At 59.7% G+C, this 15227-nt stretch carries 13 protein-coding genes; 4 read left to right on the top strand and 9 right to left on the bottom strand.

The window, feature by feature from the left end; all coding sequences use genetic code 11:
• Window positions 1-29: 29 nt before the first annotated feature.
• Entirely contained in the window at window positions 30-431 is a 402-nt protein-coding gene (locus ACYP2Q_RS07290; RefSeq protein ID WP_459729886.1) for a hypothetical protein, read from the top strand.
• Window positions 432-443: 12 nt separating this feature from the next.
• Here the strand turns inward: ACYP2Q_RS07290 and ACYP2Q_RS07285 are convergent, their stop codons facing one another.
• The 5 genes from ACYP2Q_RS07285 to ACYP2Q_RS07265 all read right to left on the bottom strand — a co-directional run bounded on the left by ACYP2Q_RS07285 (window position 444) and on the right by ACYP2Q_RS07265 (window position 6452).
• Window positions 444-1442 (bottom strand): 3-hydroxybutyryl-CoA dehydrogenase, encoded by a 999-nt coding sequence (locus ACYP2Q_RS07285; protein ID WP_459729885.1) that lies wholly within the window; start codon window positions 1440-1442, stop codon window positions 444-446.
• Window positions 1442-2548, bottom strand: coding sequence for an NAD/NADP octopine/nopaline dehydrogenase family protein (locus ACYP2Q_RS07280; RefSeq protein WP_459729884.1), 1107 nt, complete (start codon window positions 2546-2548; stop codon window positions 1442-1444). The genes ACYP2Q_RS07285 and ACYP2Q_RS07280 overlap by 1 nt, the downstream gene beginning before the upstream one ends.
• A 95-nt stretch (window positions 2549-2643) precedes the next feature.
• Entirely contained in the window at window positions 2644-3618 is a 975-nt protein-coding gene (locus ACYP2Q_RS07275) for an AraC family transcriptional regulator (protein ID WP_459729883.1), read from the bottom strand.
• An 85-nt stretch (window positions 3619-3703) separates the two neighbouring features.
• Window positions 3704-5059 (bottom strand): spinster family MFS transporter, encoded by a 1356-nt coding sequence (locus ACYP2Q_RS07270; RefSeq protein WP_459729882.1) that lies wholly within the window; start codon window positions 5057-5059, stop codon window positions 3704-3706.
• A gap of 148 nt (window positions 5060-5207) precedes the next feature.
• A complete protein-coding gene (locus tag ACYP2Q_RS07265) occupies window positions 5208-6452 on the bottom strand; it encodes an OprD family outer membrane porin (RefSeq protein WP_459729881.1) in 1245 nt (414 codons plus the stop codon).
• A gap of 424 nt (window positions 6453-6876) precedes the next feature.
• Between ACYP2Q_RS07265 and chrA the strand changes: the two genes are divergently transcribed.
• From chrA to ACYP2Q_RS07250, 3 genes are all read left to right on the top strand, one after another.
• Window positions 6877-8235: a chromate efflux transporter gene (gene chrA, locus ACYP2Q_RS07260; RefSeq protein WP_459729880.1), complete on the top strand. Its 1359-nt coding sequence runs from the start codon at window positions 6877-6879 to the stop codon at window positions 8233-8235.
• Window positions 8236-8445: 210 nt separating this feature from the next.
• On the top strand, window positions 8446-10122 hold the full coding sequence (gene phaC / locus ACYP2Q_RS07255) for a class II poly(R)-hydroxyalkanoic acid synthase (RefSeq protein ID WP_459729879.1): 1677 nt from the start codon (window positions 8446-8448) through the stop codon (window positions 10120-10122).
• Window positions 10123-10170: 48 nt separating this feature from the next.
• Window positions 10171-10911 carry a Mut7-C RNAse domain-containing protein gene (locus ACYP2Q_RS07250; protein ID WP_459729878.1) on the top strand — a complete coding sequence of 247 codons (741 nt, stop codon included), beginning with the start codon at window positions 10171-10173 and terminating at the stop codon, window positions 10909-10911.
• Window positions 10912-11110: 199 nt separating this feature from the next.
• Here ACYP2Q_RS07250 and ACYP2Q_RS07245 read toward each other — a convergent pair whose 3' ends face one another.
• From ACYP2Q_RS07245 to ACYP2Q_RS07230, 4 genes are all read right to left on the bottom strand, one after another.
• On the bottom strand, window positions 11111-12181 hold the full coding sequence (locus tag ACYP2Q_RS07245) for a threonine aldolase family protein (protein WP_459729877.1): 1071 nt from the start codon (window positions 12179-12181) through the stop codon (window positions 11111-11113).
• Between the two features lie 111 nt (window positions 12182-12292).
• Complete coding sequence (locus ACYP2Q_RS07240; RefSeq protein ID WP_459729876.1) at window positions 12293-13108, bottom strand: AraC family transcriptional regulator; 816 nt, start codon at window positions 13106-13108, stop codon at window positions 12293-12295.
• 234 nt (window positions 13109-13342) lie between these two features.
• The gene (locus tag ACYP2Q_RS07235) at window positions 13343-13657 is read right to left on the bottom strand and encodes a hypothetical protein (RefSeq protein ID WP_459729875.1); all 315 of its coding nucleotides are present in this window, start codon (window positions 13655-13657) and stop codon (window positions 13343-13345) included.
• Between the two features lie 8 nt (window positions 13658-13665).
• Window positions 13666-15132 (bottom strand): DUF6861 domain-containing protein, encoded by a 1467-nt coding sequence (locus ACYP2Q_RS07230; protein ID WP_459729874.1) that lies wholly within the window; start codon window positions 15130-15132, stop codon window positions 13666-13668.
• Window positions 15133-15227 lie beyond the last annotated feature (95 nt).

The following is a 15227-nucleotide window of genomic DNA, read 5'->3' as shown; positions in this document are numbered from 1 at the left end:
CAATTGACAATCAGAGGTTGCCTTCGCGCATGAAATTCCATGACCCACGGATGGTGCTTCTCGGCCTGTTCGCGTTCGCGGCAATGGGCTCGGCATCAGCCACACAGATGAAGCCCGCAACCCCTGTTTTCCCCACTGAAGTCACAGCCGCCCAGGCGCCCGTCAAGGCCGCCGAAAACCCTTGGCCGACCCTGGCCAGTATGGCCGACCAGCAGCCAGGGCCATTGCTGGCCCATGAGGACCGATACTGGCACGACGGCCGTTGGCACGATCGTAGAGACGATTGGCGCCGCGACCAATGGCGTAGAGATCAGTGGCGTCGAGAGCAAGCCCGCCGGGAAGCGGAACGCCATCGTGATTGGGAGCGCCACCACCGCGATCGTGCCATGGGGCACCGCTACGACGACGATCGCCGCTACTATCGTCGCTAAATCAGTCCGCTTTCAGGCCTGCCTCAAGGCGCCATCGAACGATGGCGTCAACCCCGACAACTCCAGCTTGCGTACGAAGGCGCCGAGACGCTGCTGCCTGTAGGCGTCCACGTCCACGTCACGGTAATCGTAGAAGCCCTGGCCATCGCGCAAGCCATTGCGGCCGTTTTGCATGTTGTCGGCTATTACCTGGGGCGACTCGAAACGCGGTGCCAGCGCGCCACTGAGGTAACGCGAGGCGTAGTAGAGAATGTCGCCGCCGCCCCAGTCGATGAACTCCAGCAGGCCCAGCACCGAAAAGCGCAAACCGAAGCCGACGCGCACCGCGGTGTCGATATCTTCGGCGCTGGCCACGCCCTCTTCCACCATCCGAGCCGCTTCGTTCATCGCCAGTGCCTGGATGCGCGGCACGATGTAGCCCGCCACCGGATTGCACACCACGGGCACCTTGCCGATGCGCTTGAGCAGATGCAGCAGCCGCTCCACCACCTCTGGGCAGGTTGCTTCACTGCGGCTGACTTCCACCAGCGGCATCAGGTGCGCGGGGTTGAGCCAGTGCGCGTTGACGAAGCGCTGCGGCGCGCTGACCATTTCGCTCAACTCGGTGACCAGGAAGGTCGAGGTGGTCGAGGCGATGATGGTCGACGCCGGGACATGCTCGCTGACCCAGGCGAAGGTCTGCTGCTTGACCTCGATCACTTCCGGCACGGCTTCGAACACCAGGTCGCACCGGTGCAAAGCCTCTGCTGCCCGGGACCGGGATTGCAGGGTCAATCGCGATAGCGCGACGTCCGCCTGTGCAGGCACGAGCATGCCCAGGCGAACCAGCATCTGCAGCTCGCCGCGGATGTTGTTGCGCACTCGCTCGAAGTAGCCGTGGCGCTCATCCTCGGCGCGATCCTTGATGTCGATGAGGGTGACCGGCAGGCCCGCATGGATGAACGCCAGGGCAATGCCCTCGCCCATACGGCCGGCGCCGACCACGCTGACTTGGGGCAGCGCGGCGTTCATCAGTTGCAACCCTCGGTCAATAGTTCGGTCATCTGTGCTCGATTCAACTCGGCCAGGCCGAGGTTTTCCAGGGTACGGCCCTCGGCGTAGAGATCACGCCCGGCGACGACCGAGGCAATGCTCAGCAACCCTTGCGCAACCGGGGTCGGCACACCGGCCCAGCGGCCGACGGACACCAGGAAGGACAGGCCCAGGCGGGTATCTTCGAGCATGTAGCGGTGCTTTTGCAGGTCGATGTCTTCGCGCCAGTCGCCGCTGTCGGTGAGCTTGCCATGGGCACCGCGACCGTACATCCACTCCTCGCCTTCGCTGCTGTTGTAGTGATCGGCCAGGGGAAAGTGCGGTGCGCCGTAGGTCAGTGCTTCGCGCACGGCCATGCGCTCGGCATCGAGCTGGTTGGTCACGCGGCGAATCGACGGTTGGGTGCCTTCGTTGTGAATATCCCAGGCCTCGAAATGCTCCAAGGGACCGGCGTTCATCATGATCAACGGCGGGTGGATGATGGGACCGGCGTTCATCAGCGCACCGCTCAGGGCGTCTTCGATCGGTTCGACGCTGGGGTAGGCTTCGCGCAGTACAGCGAAGGCGTGTTCGGACAGGTGGCTGGGGAACACGCCCGTCGGCAGGCGGGTGGCGTAGCAACTGATCACCAGGTCGCTGGCGCCATGCTTGCGCACCAGGTACGGCAGCGTGCCGGTCTCGGCGAAGGCGACCTTGCTGCGGTTGCCCGCATCGGCCATGGCCTTGGCGAACACGTAGCTGCCGAACGTGCCCGGTGGCAGGAACACCACCTGACCGTCGCGCAGATGCGGCGCCACCTGTCTGGCCAGGTCTTCGTGGGAGGTCGACGGCAGCGCGATGATGACCAGCTGCGCGTCGGCCAGGGCTTCGGCCAGGTCGTCGGTCAGTGACAGCTTGTCACCCGGTTTACCGACCGAAAGCTGGCGAGTGCCCTGATAGTCCTTGATGGTCAGGCTGCCGATCGCCAGCAGCTCTTTGAGCGCTGCCGAATCACGACGCCACAGGCGGGTCTGATGCCCCTTCTCAGCCATTTCGACAGCAGCGGCATAACAGCCGTGTCCACCACCCAGCACGGTAATATTCATCGAGTCACTCCTCTTGTAAGAGACTCGATGCTATCGAGCGGTGCCGCCCCAGGCTTATCCGATTGCGCAGCCAAGCTACGGATTACGCAGAAGTCTCAATGCTTCTGTCGTCGCAGGGTGTCCGACGGCAGGCAGCCATACCGTTGCCGATAGGCACTGGAAAAATGCCCGAAGCTGTTGATGCCGTGTCGCAACAGGATTTCGGTGACGGTCTCAAAGGCATTGCCCCGCTGGAGCGACTCGTGGATCAGCGCCAGGCGGCGGTCGCGGATGTACTCGACCGGCGCCTGCTGGAGAAACTGCCGGAAGCCGTTCTGCAAGGTGCGCACCGAGACGCCACATAGCTCGCTCAGGGTCGCCAGGCTGATCGGTTGGTCGAGGTGTTCCTCGATGTAGTCACGGGCCTTCTTCACGTGGTGCGGCAGCGGTGCGCGGGAATCGAGCGACAGGTCCGCGGAGTAGTTATGCGGCAACTGGGTGAGCAGCAGTTGCATCAGGTAGTCGGACAGGCCGCTGGCGAGACGCGACCCGTCCACGCCGCTGCCGTACAGCCGGCAGATGTAGTCCAGGGTGTGATAGAGGCTGACGACGCCGGCGCCCAGGTGATCGACGCTGACATCGAAGATCACCGACTGCCGAAGGCTGCGGCCGAGCAGGCATTGCAACTGCGACTCCAGCGCATCCCGGTCGACGCGCAGGATCAGGTTACGGCACTCGCCATCGGTGACGATGCGGCTTTGCGCGAACGGCGAGGAAACGCTCAGGCAGCCCGACTGCATCGCCGCGCTGCGCCGCCCGTGGCCCACTTGGCAATGCCCCTGCAAGGTGATGCGAAACAGGTACTGATCGGCAATGTCGCCGATGGTGATTTCCACCGGCGCGCCATAGCGCAAGTCGAGCAGCGCCGAAGTGCCGAAGAATACCCCGTTGAGCCGGGTATGAATCGGCTCGTCACGCAGTACGTTGAAACTGTGCGGGCACAGATATTGGCTGACCTTGTCCTTGATCTCGCGGTAATCGGCCGAGCTGAGCAGGCTGTGCCGTTCCAGCAGGTGTACGTCATTCAACATCAAGGCTTCTCCTGACCTGGAGCACCTCGGCCCCGCTCCCTTTGACAGGAGCGAGGCCGAGGTGCCGATCGTGGACTATGACCAATCAGGCCCGGGACGGATACTCCCGGGCATAACTTTCACGAAAACGCCGGCAGCCACGCCACAGCAGCAACACCGTCAACGCCGACGCACCGCAGATCACCAGCGACATCGACGAGCCCACCGCTGCGGGCGATCCGAAGTAGCGGTCGGTCAACAGCGCCACCAGCGTGGTGCCCAGGCCCAACCCCAGCAGATTGCTGATCAGCAGGAACACCGCCGACACCTGTGCGCGCACCTGGTTCGGCGCGAGGATCTGCATCGCCGCCGTGGAGGCCGGCATCGGGAAGGAGGCGAAGAACATCGCCGGCACCAACAGGGTCACCGACAGCCACAATTGATCGACTTGCGGGAACAGCACGGCCGGCACCGCCATGCCCAGGGCGCCGATCACGCCGGTGCGCATCGCGGCATCCTGATGCCCTTTCTTGGCCAGGTAATCGGTGAGCCAGCCACCGAACAGCACCCCGGCGGTGTTGGCCAACAACAGCACGGTGCCGAGCATGTAGCCCGCTTCCATTGGCGTCAGGCCAAATTTGCGGATGTACAGCGCCGGGCTCCAGCTCATCATGCAGAACAGCACCATGGCATAAAACGAAAAGCCCAGGTAATGGCAGGCGAAGGTGGCGCGGTGGCGCCCGAGGAAACGCAAGCCATCTGTCATCCCGACCTTCCTGGCCCGCCCCTGCGCATCGACCTGCAGGCCCTTGCGCGCCGGGTCGCGCACGGTGAGCCAGATCAGCAGGCCGACCACGATGCCAGGCAGGCCGACGATAAAGAACGCCAGCTGCCAGGCCTTCATCGCACCGAGAAAAGCGACCTCTATGGTATTCATGTCCTTGAGCATGGCAATCACATAACCGCCCACCAGGAAGGCCAGGCCACCACCGACGAACGAGCCGATCGAGTAGATACCAACGGCGCGGCCGAGCTTCTCCTTGGGGAACATGTCGCTGAACATCGAGTAGGCCGACGGCGACAGCGCCGCTTCGCCGACGCCGACGCCAATGCGCGCGAGGAACATCTGCAGGAAGTTCTTGCTCAGGCCGCAGGCGGCCGTCGCCAGGCTCCAGAACACCACGCCGACGGCGATGATCTTCGGTCGCGAGAAACGGTCGGCGAGATAAGCGATGGGCATGCCCATGAAGGCGTAGAACAACGAAAAGGCTAGCCCGTGCAGCAGGCTGAACTGGGTATCGCTGATCTGCAGGTCGGCCTTGATCGGCTCGATCATCAGCGCCAGGATCTGCCGATCCACGAACGAAAAGATGTAGGCGATCATGCACAGGCCGACCACGTACCACTCATAGATATAGGTTTTCTTCTTTTGCAGGACCGCACTATCGACCTGGATATTCACTAGTGTTTGCTCCTTCTCGAATCCGCTCATGGACGCAGCGCGCCGGTTGACGGTGCACGGCGCACCGACTGGATAGTTGCGGGGCAGATGCAAAGGACAAGGGGTACGATCATGGTCAGGCCTCTTATTGTTATGGGGGTAGGCACGCTTACCAGAACTTCCAGGTGTAGGTCGTGGCGACACGGAACTCGTTGTAGTCGTAGCCGTACTTCTGTTTCACATCGATGTTGCGCAGGTCCAGCCCGAGGCCTGACAGCGCCCCACTCTGCACCACGTAGCTGAGCCCCAGGAAACGTTCGCTTTCCTGGTTGTCGCTCAGGTTGCCGCCACGGTCCCAATGGGTACCCTTGATGTAACGGGTGTAGAGCTTCAGCCCCGGCATGCCCATCCCGGCGAAATCGTAGCTGTAGCGCGCCCCCCAGGATTTTTCATCCGGGCGGACAAACCCCAGGGACGACCAGTGCACCAGGTAAGGTTGCGGGATATAGCCGTTCATGGTCGGGAACACGCTGTCACCGAGCATGCGCTGGTAACTGAGGCCAAACATGTGCGCGCCCTTGAGCAGGGTGAACAAGGCACCGTAGGAACGGTTGTCGATTTCACCGTTCAAGGCATTGCCGTCTTCATTGTTATTGAAGTAGCGCAGGTCGGTCTTGAGTTTGTAGCCATTGCCCAAGTCGGCCATATGCATCAGGCCGAAATAGTGCTGCTGATAAATGTCGTGCAATACGCCGTAGAAATAACTGGCTTGCAGGTTTTTACTGATGTCGTAAGTAACGCCACCAAAATCCAGGCCATCGCTGTCGAGATTATCGGTGGAGCCAAACTTGTAGAGTTTCTCGTGGTTGGAGGATTCGCGTGTCACAGCGGACCAGAACCGGCCACCGGTCATCGTCAACCCATCGACTTCCTTGGACTCGACCACGGCCCCTTGATAGATCGTATCCAGTTGCCGACTGGTGTCATCGAACGCCACCGGCAGTTGTGGACGAAGGTCACCGACCTTCAACTCGGTCTTGCTGTAGCGCATCTTGAACGTTGCACCGGCACGACTGTAGTCATCGGCCGTCTGCTGCTCGCTCACGCTGTAGGGCAATGAACCGTCGTTGCCCGACGAATCCAGGCGCACGGCGTATTGCGCATCCACATCAAGGCCGATGGCCAATGCCGTGTCGGTATACCCGGAAGTAAACTGCGCATCGAAACCCTGGGACCAACTATGCACTTCGGAAACCGGCGCATCGGTATTGGTGTAATTGCGATGCAAATAGAAGTTACGCGTGTCCACCTTGAAATGACTGTCATCAATGACATCGGCATATGAAGGTGAACAGATCATCCCCAACACGCTGGCAATACCGAGCCCTCGGCAAGATTGCTTTACCTGATACATCCAACATCTCCACATCTGTATGTGCCGGGGCACTGTATTTATAGGAGCAGTGTCAAACGAAAAACAAAAACGCTTTCTTGTTGTCATGGCGCCAGGCGTGCTCAATGGATCAATCCACTACGGCGACACGCCTCAGGTGTACGCAAGGTAAGCGAGTAGACGCTGCACCGGTATCAAGATGAACAGCATCCGAAGAGGGGAAATCTCCCACGCGGCTAAAGGTTTCCCTTAGTCGAGCGTGAGCAGACCATGCGCTTCGCTTTTCAAGGGGACAGCTTTCCAAACGCGCAGAGCACAGATAATGTAATTTCCTTTACATGATGAATTTCGATCTCAACATGAATAAATGGCTGACTTCGATCCAGGGTCTGCCTCTGCTGGCTGCTCGGGCTGCTTGCCGGGTTCGTGAAAGAGGAACAACCCAATGAATAAGGTTGTGGCACCTGCGGATGAAGTGGAGCTGTCGACGCCGGATGCGATCAGCTTACGCGAGGCGTTCTGGTTCTGGTTGAAGCTGGGTTTCATCAGCTTCGGCGGGCCAGCCGGACAGATTTCGATCATGCACCAGGAACTGGTGGAGCGTCGGCGCTGGATCTCCGAACGACGTTTTCTGCATGCCCTCAATTACTGCATGTTGCTGCCTGGGCCAGAGGCTCAACAATTGGCGACCTACATCGGCTGGCTGATGCATCGAACCTGGGGCGGGGTGATCGCCGGTGCACTGTTTGTGTTGCCCTCACTGTTTATCCTCATCGCTTTGTCGTGGATGTACATCGCCTTCGGCGAAGTACCCGTAGTGGCCGGGCTCTTCTATGGGATCAAGCCCGCCGTGACCGCCATCGTGGTGCAGGCGGCCCATCGGATCGGTTCCCGGGCGTTGAAGAATAACGGGTTGTGGGCGATCGCGGCGGCGTCGTTTACCGCCATCTTCGCGTTCAATGTGCCCTTCCCCCTGATCGTGTTGGGCGCGGCTTTGATCGGCTATATCGGTGGACGCCTGGCGCCGGAGAAATTCAGGGTTGGCGGCCATGGCGCCGCCAAAAAATCCTATGGTCCGGCGTTGATCGATGACGACACGCCATCCCCCGGGCATGCCCGATTCAGTGGATTGAAACTGCTGTCGATCGCCCTGATCGGCGCCGTACTGTGGGCGTTGCCAATGGCGATTCTGACCGCTCTCTTTGGCTGGCAAGGCACCTTGACCCAGATGAGCTGGTTCTTCACCAAGGCGGCGTTGCTGACCTTTGGTGGGGCCTATGCTGTACTCCCCTATGTCTACCAGGGCGCGGTCGGGCACTATGGCTGGCTAACGCCGACGCAGATGATCGACGGCCTGGCGCTGGGAGAAACCACACCGGGGCCACTGATCATGGTGGTGGCTTTCGTCGCCTTCGTCGGCGCCTATGTCTTGCAAGTATTCGGTGCCGATCAGGTATTCCTGGCGGGAGCCGTGGCCGCCGCCCTGGTGACCTGGTTCACCTTCCTGCCTTCGTTCCTGTTCATTCTTGCGGGTGGCCCGCTGGTGGAATCGACCCACGACGAACTCAAGTTCACCGCGCCACTCACCGCCATTACCGCAGCCGTGGTCGGCGTGATCCTCAATCTGGCGTGCTTCTTCGGCTATCACGTGCTGTGGCCAAAGGGTTTCAGTGGCAACCTCGACTGGCCCTCTGCACTGATCGCCTTCGCCGCGGCGATTGCCTTGTTCCGCTTCAAGCGGGGCGTCATCCAGGTGTTGACGGCCTGCGCGCTCGTCGGTTTGGCCGTGCATCTGCTGCGCTAGCCTTCACAACATAGGCCCAATCCCGGATCAAAGGTCATGGATTGTCATGAAGTGAAAAGACGTTGTCGCCAAATGAAATGTCAACCGCTGCGCCGTCTATAAGCTGCTCCTCAGATCTGCGTGGCAAGCCTTGCCTTTCTCGATGCACGGTTTGCTCGCAGCCCTATAACTGCCGGGCGCCCGTCTTCGGGGCCTCACCGGAGCAGCACAATGAACAAGAAAAATAAAGAACTCTCCCAGCAAGCCGCGATGCACACGTTGAACCTCAATCCGGCGGTCGGCCCTCGCGGGCGCGACCTGCTCGGCACAGCCCGCATGGTCCTGCGACAAGTGTTGAAGCAACCCGTGCATAGCGCTCGGCATATGGCTGCATTCGGTCTTGAACTGAAAAATGTTTTGCTCGACCGCTCGGCGCTCAAACCCGCGGCGGGAGACAAGCGTTTCGACGAGCTGACCTGGCAGCGCAACCCGCTCTACCGTCGCTACATGAAGACTTACCTGGCCTGGTGCCAGGAGATGAACGACTGGATCAGCACCAGCAGCCTCAGCGAACAGGACGCTCAGCGCGGTCAGTTCGTCATTGGCCTTTTGACCGATGCGATGGCGCCGACCAACACCCTGGCCAACCCGGTAGCACTCAAGCGCTTCTTTGAAACCGGCGGCAAGAGCATTCTGGATGGTTTCTCGCAGCTGACCCGGGACCTGATCGAAAACGGCGGCATGCCCAGCCAGGTGGACAAGACGGCGTTCGAGGTAGGCCACAACCTGGGCATTACCGAAGGTGCGGTGGTGTTTCGCAATGAGGTGCTGGAGTTGATCCAGTACAAGCCCCGTACCGAGCAGGTGCAGGCGCGTCCGTTGCTGGTGGTGCCGCCACAGATCAACAAGTTCTACCTGTTTGACCTGACACCGGAGAAGAGCCTGATCCGTTTTCTCCTCGGCAGCGGTATCCAGACCTTCGCCATCAGCTGGCGCAATCCGGGCAAGGCCCAGCGCGAATGGGGTTTGACCAGCTATGTGGAGGCCCTGAAGGAAGCGATCGACGCAGTGCTTGCGATAACCGGCAGCCCAGACCTGAACACCTTCGGCGCCTGTTCCGGTGGCTGCACCCTGTCCTCGCTGCTGGGTCACTACGCCGCCCTGGACGAGAAAAAGGTCAATGCCTTTACCCTGGCGGTCAGCATGTTGGACATACGCCCCGACACCCAGGTCGGGCTGTTCGCCGACGAGAAAACCCTGACGGCAGCCAAGCGCCGCTCCTATCAGGCGGGCGTGCTGGAGGGCCGCGAGCTGGCCAAGGTCTTCGCCTGGATGCGCCCCAATGACCTGATCTGGAGTTACTGGATCAACAACTATCTGCTCGGCAACGAACCGCCGGCCTTCGATGTCCTCTACTGGAACAACGACACGACCAACCTGCCCGCCACGCTACACGGCGAATTCATTGATATGTACCAGACCAACCCGTTCGCCCGCGCCGGTGCCCTGGAGGTCGGCGGCACACCGATAGACCTCGCTCAGGTCACCAGTGACTACTACTGCATCGCAGGCATGAGCGACCACATCACCCCGTGGGACGCCTGCTACCGCTCCATGCATCTGTTTGGCGGCCAGGGCGAGTTCGTGGTGTCCAACAGCGGGCATATCCAGAGCATCCTCAACCCGCCGGGCAACCCCAAGGCGCGCTTCATGACCAACAGCAACTTGCCAGTCGAGGCTCAGGAGTGGATGGACACTGCCAGTCAACAGGCGGGCTCCTGGTGGCCTCACTGGCTGGCCTGGCTGCAGGCACGCTCGGGCGATCACAAAAAGGCTGCGCGCAAACTGGGCAACAGGGCCTATGCCGCCGCCGAGGCTGCGCCGGGCACCTACGTGCACCTGCGCTGAACCTGTTGGCAGAGGCTGTGTGCCTGCAGCCCTGCCATACTGTTGAGCATGACCAGCGCAACCTTCCGCGTCTTTGATGAACTCAACGATTTCCTGCCGGCCGAACGGCAGCGGCAGTCCTTTACCTGCGAATGTGCGCGAGGGGCGACGGTCAAGCACATGATCGAAGCGCTCGGGGTACCACACACCGAGGTCGAGCTGGTGCTGCTGAACGGCGAGTCGGTGGGCCTGGAGCGAGTGATCCTCGACAGTGACCGACTGGCGGTGTACCCCAAGTTCGACGCACTGGAGATCAGCCCTCTGCTCAAGGTGCGTGCGCAACCTTTACGGGTGCTGCGCTTCGTCGCCGATGCGCACCTTGGCGGGCTGGCCCGGCTGCTGCGCATGAGCGGCTTCGATACCCTCTACGACAATGCCTTGGAGGATGGCGAGATCGCCGAGATCGCTGCGCAACACGGACGCATCGTGCTGACTCGCGACCGCGACCTGCTCAAGCGCCGAATCATCAGCCACGGTTGTTATGTGCATGCCCTGAAACCGTCGCTGCAGCTGCGCGAATTGTTCGAGCGCCTCGACCTGGCGCGCAGTGCGCGACCCTTCAGCCTGTGCCTGCATTGCAACCTGCCACTGCACGAACTCAGCCCGGAACGGGCGCGGCCAATGGTGCCACCACGCATTGCTGCCCTCCATTCGCACTTCCTGCACTGCGCCGCCTGCCAACGGGTTTACTGGGAGGGTTCGCACTGGCGCGATATGAGTGCATTGCTGGCACCCCTGCTGAAACGATAGCCTCGCGGCGGAACAACGCCAGGACGAGGTAACACGATACAAATGCCAATGCACCCGGCGATGGACTGCAAGGTAAATACGAAAAATGTCAGCGTCATGGGTTGTCAGTCAAATCGGAGGAAGCGCGATGACGGGCATTATGCACTTCCAGAGGCCTGCCCAGCGCCGAAGGCGATCACACTTTCGGCGCTGCAAGCGGTTACGCGGGCAGCGTATCGACCACTCGCCTGACCTGACTCAACAGATGATCGACATCCTCGGCGGTGGTCGCGAACGAGGTGACAAAGCGCACGATGTTTGGCCCCCAGCGATCATGGTAGAACCCGAACCCGGCCTTCAGCAGGGCTTCGATGATGGCCGAATCCAGCTTGCAAAACAGGATGTTGGCCTCGGTGCCGGTCATGACTTCAACGCCTCTCAGGCCCGCCAGCCCACGTGCCAGGCGCTGGGCGGCCTCGTTGGCCTGGCGTGCGTTACGCAGCCACAGGTCGTCGGTGAGGTAGGCATCAATCTGCGCCGATAGAAAACGCATCTTGGACAGGAGATGGCCGGAGCGCTTGCGGCGATAGCTCATCTCGGTGGCAAGCGTGGGATTGAACAGGACGATCGCTTCGGCGGCCAGCGCACCATTCTTGGTAGCCCCGAACGACAACGCATCCACCCCGGCTTTCCATGTCATCTGCGCGGGGGAGCAACCCAGGGCAACCAACGCGTTGGCGAACCGCGAACCGTCCATGTGGTACCCCAAGGCGTTTGCTTTACACACCTCACCGATGGCGGCGATTTCGTCCAGGCTGTAGAGGCTGCCGACTTCAGTGGCCTGGGTAATGCTGACGCAGGCAGGTTGGGTGGTGTGCACGTCACCGACCTTTTCACGCGTGCATTCGCGCAGGCGGGTTATGTCCAGCTTGGCCGACGGGCCGTCGATGGTCATCAGCTTTGCGCCGTTGGAAAAGAACTCGGGGGCGCCGCACTCATCGTTGTTGATATGGCTGGCCGGATGGCAATAGATGTTGCCCCAGGGCGGCGTCATCGCACTCAGGCACAGGCTGTTGGCGGCGGTACCGGTAGGGACGAGAAAGACCTCCACGTCGCGCTCGAATATCTCGCTGAGCTTGAGCTTGACCTGCAGGGAGAGTTCGTCCGTGCCGTACGGACTCGCCTGGCCGGTGCTGTGCCTGAGCATGGCTTGCGCCACTTGCGGTGAAGCCCCCGCGATGTTGTCGCTGGCAAAACCCAGTGCGGGCGTTCGGTTCGATTCAGCGGTCATCTTCTGTCCTCGGCTGCACGGGCGAAGAAAAGTCGCCCGGTTTTGCGCATCCTAGGGCGAGGGACAGTGCCCAGGCTTGTAAAAAATTGCCGGCCAGCGAAACGCCGACACTCAATGCCTGTAGCGTGAAGGCGCGACCCCGAATGCGTGTCGAAATGCACGGTTGAAATGGCTTTGATCGTAAAACCCGACCGCGTGGGCGACATCGATGATCGGCAGTTCGCTGCGCGACAGCAGGCCACAGGCCTGTTCAAGACGCAGTCGCAGCAGCCATGCGTGCGGCGTCATGCCGATGGTCCGCTTGAACTGCTTGAGGAACGAAAACCGGCCCAACCCGCAAAGACCGGCGAGGTCATCCAGGGTAATGCGCTGATCGATGTGACTGAAACAATAGTCCCTGAGGCGTGACCATTGCAGGGGCGAGAGCGCTCCAGAAATCGCCTCCGGCACGATCACCCGCGACTGACGCAACAGACACTCGACAAGGGTCAGCCAGTGCGCCTGCACCGCGAGACCGCCAGGCCCGATGGCCTGTTGCATGGCCTCGTGCAAGCCGCGCAGGTGGCCGGCAAGCCCGGTGTTTTCGAGCAACATGCCGGCCAGTTCCAGGTCCTGGGGACGACCACTGAAGTCTTCCGCGAGGCTCGCGACCAGCGCCTGGGACAAACGGAATGTCTTGAGCGTGTAGGCGCCGCCGCCTTCGGCCACGCCGTCGTGGATTTCACCCGGCGGCATCAGGGCAATGTTGCCCGGCCCCAGCAGAAACGACTCGCCCTTGGATCGGTGACGCTGGACGCCTTCGGTCACGAAGCCAACGTGGAAGTCGAGGTGGTAATGGCGATCGAATCCGGCATCCGTCAGGCGCGCCGAGCCCAGCACGAGGCCGGGAACTTCACTAACGTGATGGTAACTTGCGTGCTCAGTCATGGAACCCGTACCAGGATCGGCGGCGAGGAAGGCCAACACATTCTAGATCTGCGCAAGATATGGATCTACAGGTTGTCAGCTAGTAACTGCCGCGAAGCACTGCTTATGGATGCCCGGAAAGTTACCCATTAGCTGTACTGCTGACCACTCAACAGTAAGGGCAGTTGTCACATCGCCGATTAATTCTGTTTTTTTGGTGAATATCAGTGCAAGTTTAACCGAGAAATAGCTAATTTACGGTCTGACTTTTTTCATGATTTCCTCTATCATTTTAAGCGTGTCCGAGCCACGACCCTCGATAAGTTCAACATAAAAATTGCTATAAGCATCCGAAAGCTCCCGATATTTCCGAAGGCTTGACTCATCCATGATGCGATGGCCTGGTATATCCCTTGCTTCAACTTGGGCATTGATCTCACCACGCTCAGCTGCGGATATCAAATATTCCATTTGCCCGTACAAAGCCAGTGCTGCCGGCTCTTTGTCCTTATACAATTCCAGTTGTTTTCGCAATTCGATTGCGGTCTGCTTTAACGCTTGAATATCCATACTAATTCCTAATTGTCGATTTCGCCAATGAGCTTTGCTGCAGACCACTCTTGCCGATTAGGCACCAAATATTGTGCCCCCTCTCCCGTTCTCGTAATTCTACCCCCAAATTCTACCGTTGGCGCAACCTTGCTAACGAAAACTTCAGTAGGCTCAAGTGGCTTAATTTCAAAAATAGAATATCTGGCATTTTCGCTGATGACCGGCAAACCGAGTGAGTCTGCTAGAGTTTTATTGGACTTAGCTGCCGCCTGCAATTCTTCCATTGTAGTGAAAAATGGTGAGTAGTCGGAAATGCCTTTTTCACCCACAGGTACGATCTTCACAAGCGGCGTTCTTATGCCAGTGGTAACGGGTAAAGTACTGCCTGATGCCACTTGGCCAAAAGCTCTCTCTAAGAGACTTGCAGATGATGCCTCAGGGTCTGCCAATGCGAGTTTAGCGATGTATTTTTGCCCGTCCGCACTCTGGAGATAATCATGGATTTCCTGGTTACTTAAGCCCCTTGGCTCAAATGTCTTTACCGACTTTCGTTTGTTTTCGACTGAAACGAATTCAGTATCTTGCTTCGCGTAAAACTCGCGCATTTGATTTTCCCGCGCAAGCTTCTCAACTGAAGTGACCCCCCTAATCTGTAGCTCCGGATGCTCCAAAAGTAGTTTTTCGTTTTTCGTGAGCCATACGGCGAACGGCTTGTTGGAAATCTCGGATCGAAGCTTGGCACTTCTCGTCGCAATACTTTCCAGGCTGTTGACCACACCCGCTTTCATCTGCCCTCGGGTGAGATAGGTGACAATCGCCGTCAGTAACAGCAACACCAATTGCTCTTGCCCTTGGGCCAACTGTCTGGCTGCGCGTTCTTTGCGTTCCTGAATCATCGCCGCTGAACCGCCAGTCGGGTCGAGGCCAGGATTTTTCAAGCCGTCTTCCGCTTGCCACGCGGTACAGAGACCTTCAAATATCGTTGATAGGCAGGGCCCTATTCCCGCCGAGAAATAACCGGTGATGGCGTACAATCCCAGCGCTGCCATGATCAAGTTACCGACCTGCAATCCGACACCGGCGCCGATTGTTGCGCCAGGCACGGCGCCAGCACCAAAGGCAAGGGAGCCGACCGCTCCACCCAGAGCGGCACCGATCGTCACGCTACCGCCCACGATCATCACAACTTCCTGCAACAGTTTGAGCAACACCGGCAGAATTTCGTTGATATTGATCGACGCCCATTGGCGGCTGATGTTCATCTGCATGATGGGGACAGATAGAGCCATCGCGTGGCGGACGTTATCGATCCGATGCCCGCCCACGTACCCGTAGGCTTGAGTGGCGCCGTTGCTGACGCGGCGGGTAAAGCCGTTCCAGCCGTCGTGGGCGCTTTGGAAGCCGTCATCGACGCCCTCATTCAACGCATTGAATTTCTGGTCGAAATTTCGTTCGATGTCGTCCCAGCTGGGCAGGTTGGTTAAAAGATCCATTTACTCGTGACGTCCTTGAAAGGAGGCGGGGCTGCCACACTCGTTGAAAGCTCGGCCGGGTACTGGCAGGTTGCCATTTATGACCGCGAATGCTC

The organism is Pseudomonas sp. MHK4, from assembly GCF_054600775.1.
The sequence above is the reverse complement of the archived record's forward strand: the minus strand, read 5'-3'. Positions and strand labels throughout refer to the sequence as shown.

What these genes read in the sequence shown, in the direction of transcription:
- ACYP2Q_RS07290 (WP_459729886.1), top strand. Translation starts at nt 30, where the DNA reads ATGAAATTCCATGACCCACGGATGGTGCTTCTCGGCCTGTTCGCGTTC.
- ACYP2Q_RS07285 (WP_459729885.1), bottom strand. Translation starts at nt 1,442, where the DNA reads ATGAACGCCGCGCTGCCCCAAGTCAGCGTGGTCGGCGCCGGCCGTATG.
- ACYP2Q_RS07280 (WP_459729884.1), bottom strand. Translation starts at nt 2,548, where the DNA reads ATGAATATTACCGTGCTGGGTGGTGGACACGGCTGTTATGCCGCTGCT.
- ACYP2Q_RS07275 (WP_459729883.1), bottom strand. Translation starts at nt 3,618, where the DNA reads ATGTTGAATGACGTACACCTGCTGGAACGGCACAGCCTGCTCAGCTCG.
- ACYP2Q_RS07265 (WP_459729881.1), bottom strand. Translation starts at nt 6,452, where the DNA reads ATGTATCAGGTAAAGCAATCTTGCCGAGGGCTCGGTATTGCCAGCGTG.
- chrA (WP_459729880.1), top strand. Translation starts at nt 6,877, where the DNA reads ATGAATAAGGTTGTGGCACCTGCGGATGAAGTGGAGCTGTCGACGCCG.
- phaC (WP_459729879.1), top strand. Translation starts at nt 8,446, where the DNA reads ATGAACAAGAAAAATAAAGAACTCTCCCAGCAAGCCGCGATGCACACG.
- ACYP2Q_RS07250 (WP_459729878.1), top strand. Translation starts at nt 10,171, where the DNA reads ATGACCAGCGCAACCTTCCGCGTCTTTGATGAACTCAACGATTTCCTG.
- ACYP2Q_RS07245 (WP_459729877.1), bottom strand. Translation starts at nt 12,181, where the DNA reads ATGACCGCTGAATCGAACCGAACGCCCGCACTGGGTTTTGCCAGCGAC.
- ACYP2Q_RS07240 (WP_459729876.1), bottom strand. Translation starts at nt 13,108, where the DNA reads ATGACTGAGCACGCAAGTTACCATCACGTTAGTGAAGTTCCCGGCCTC.
- ACYP2Q_RS07235 (WP_459729875.1), bottom strand. Translation starts at nt 13,657, where the DNA reads ATGGATATTCAAGCGTTAAAGCAGACCGCAATCGAATTGCGAAAACAA.
- ACYP2Q_RS07230 (WP_459729874.1), bottom strand. Translation starts at nt 15,132, where the DNA reads ATGGATCTTTTAACCAACCTGCCCAGCTGGGACGACATCGAACGAAAT.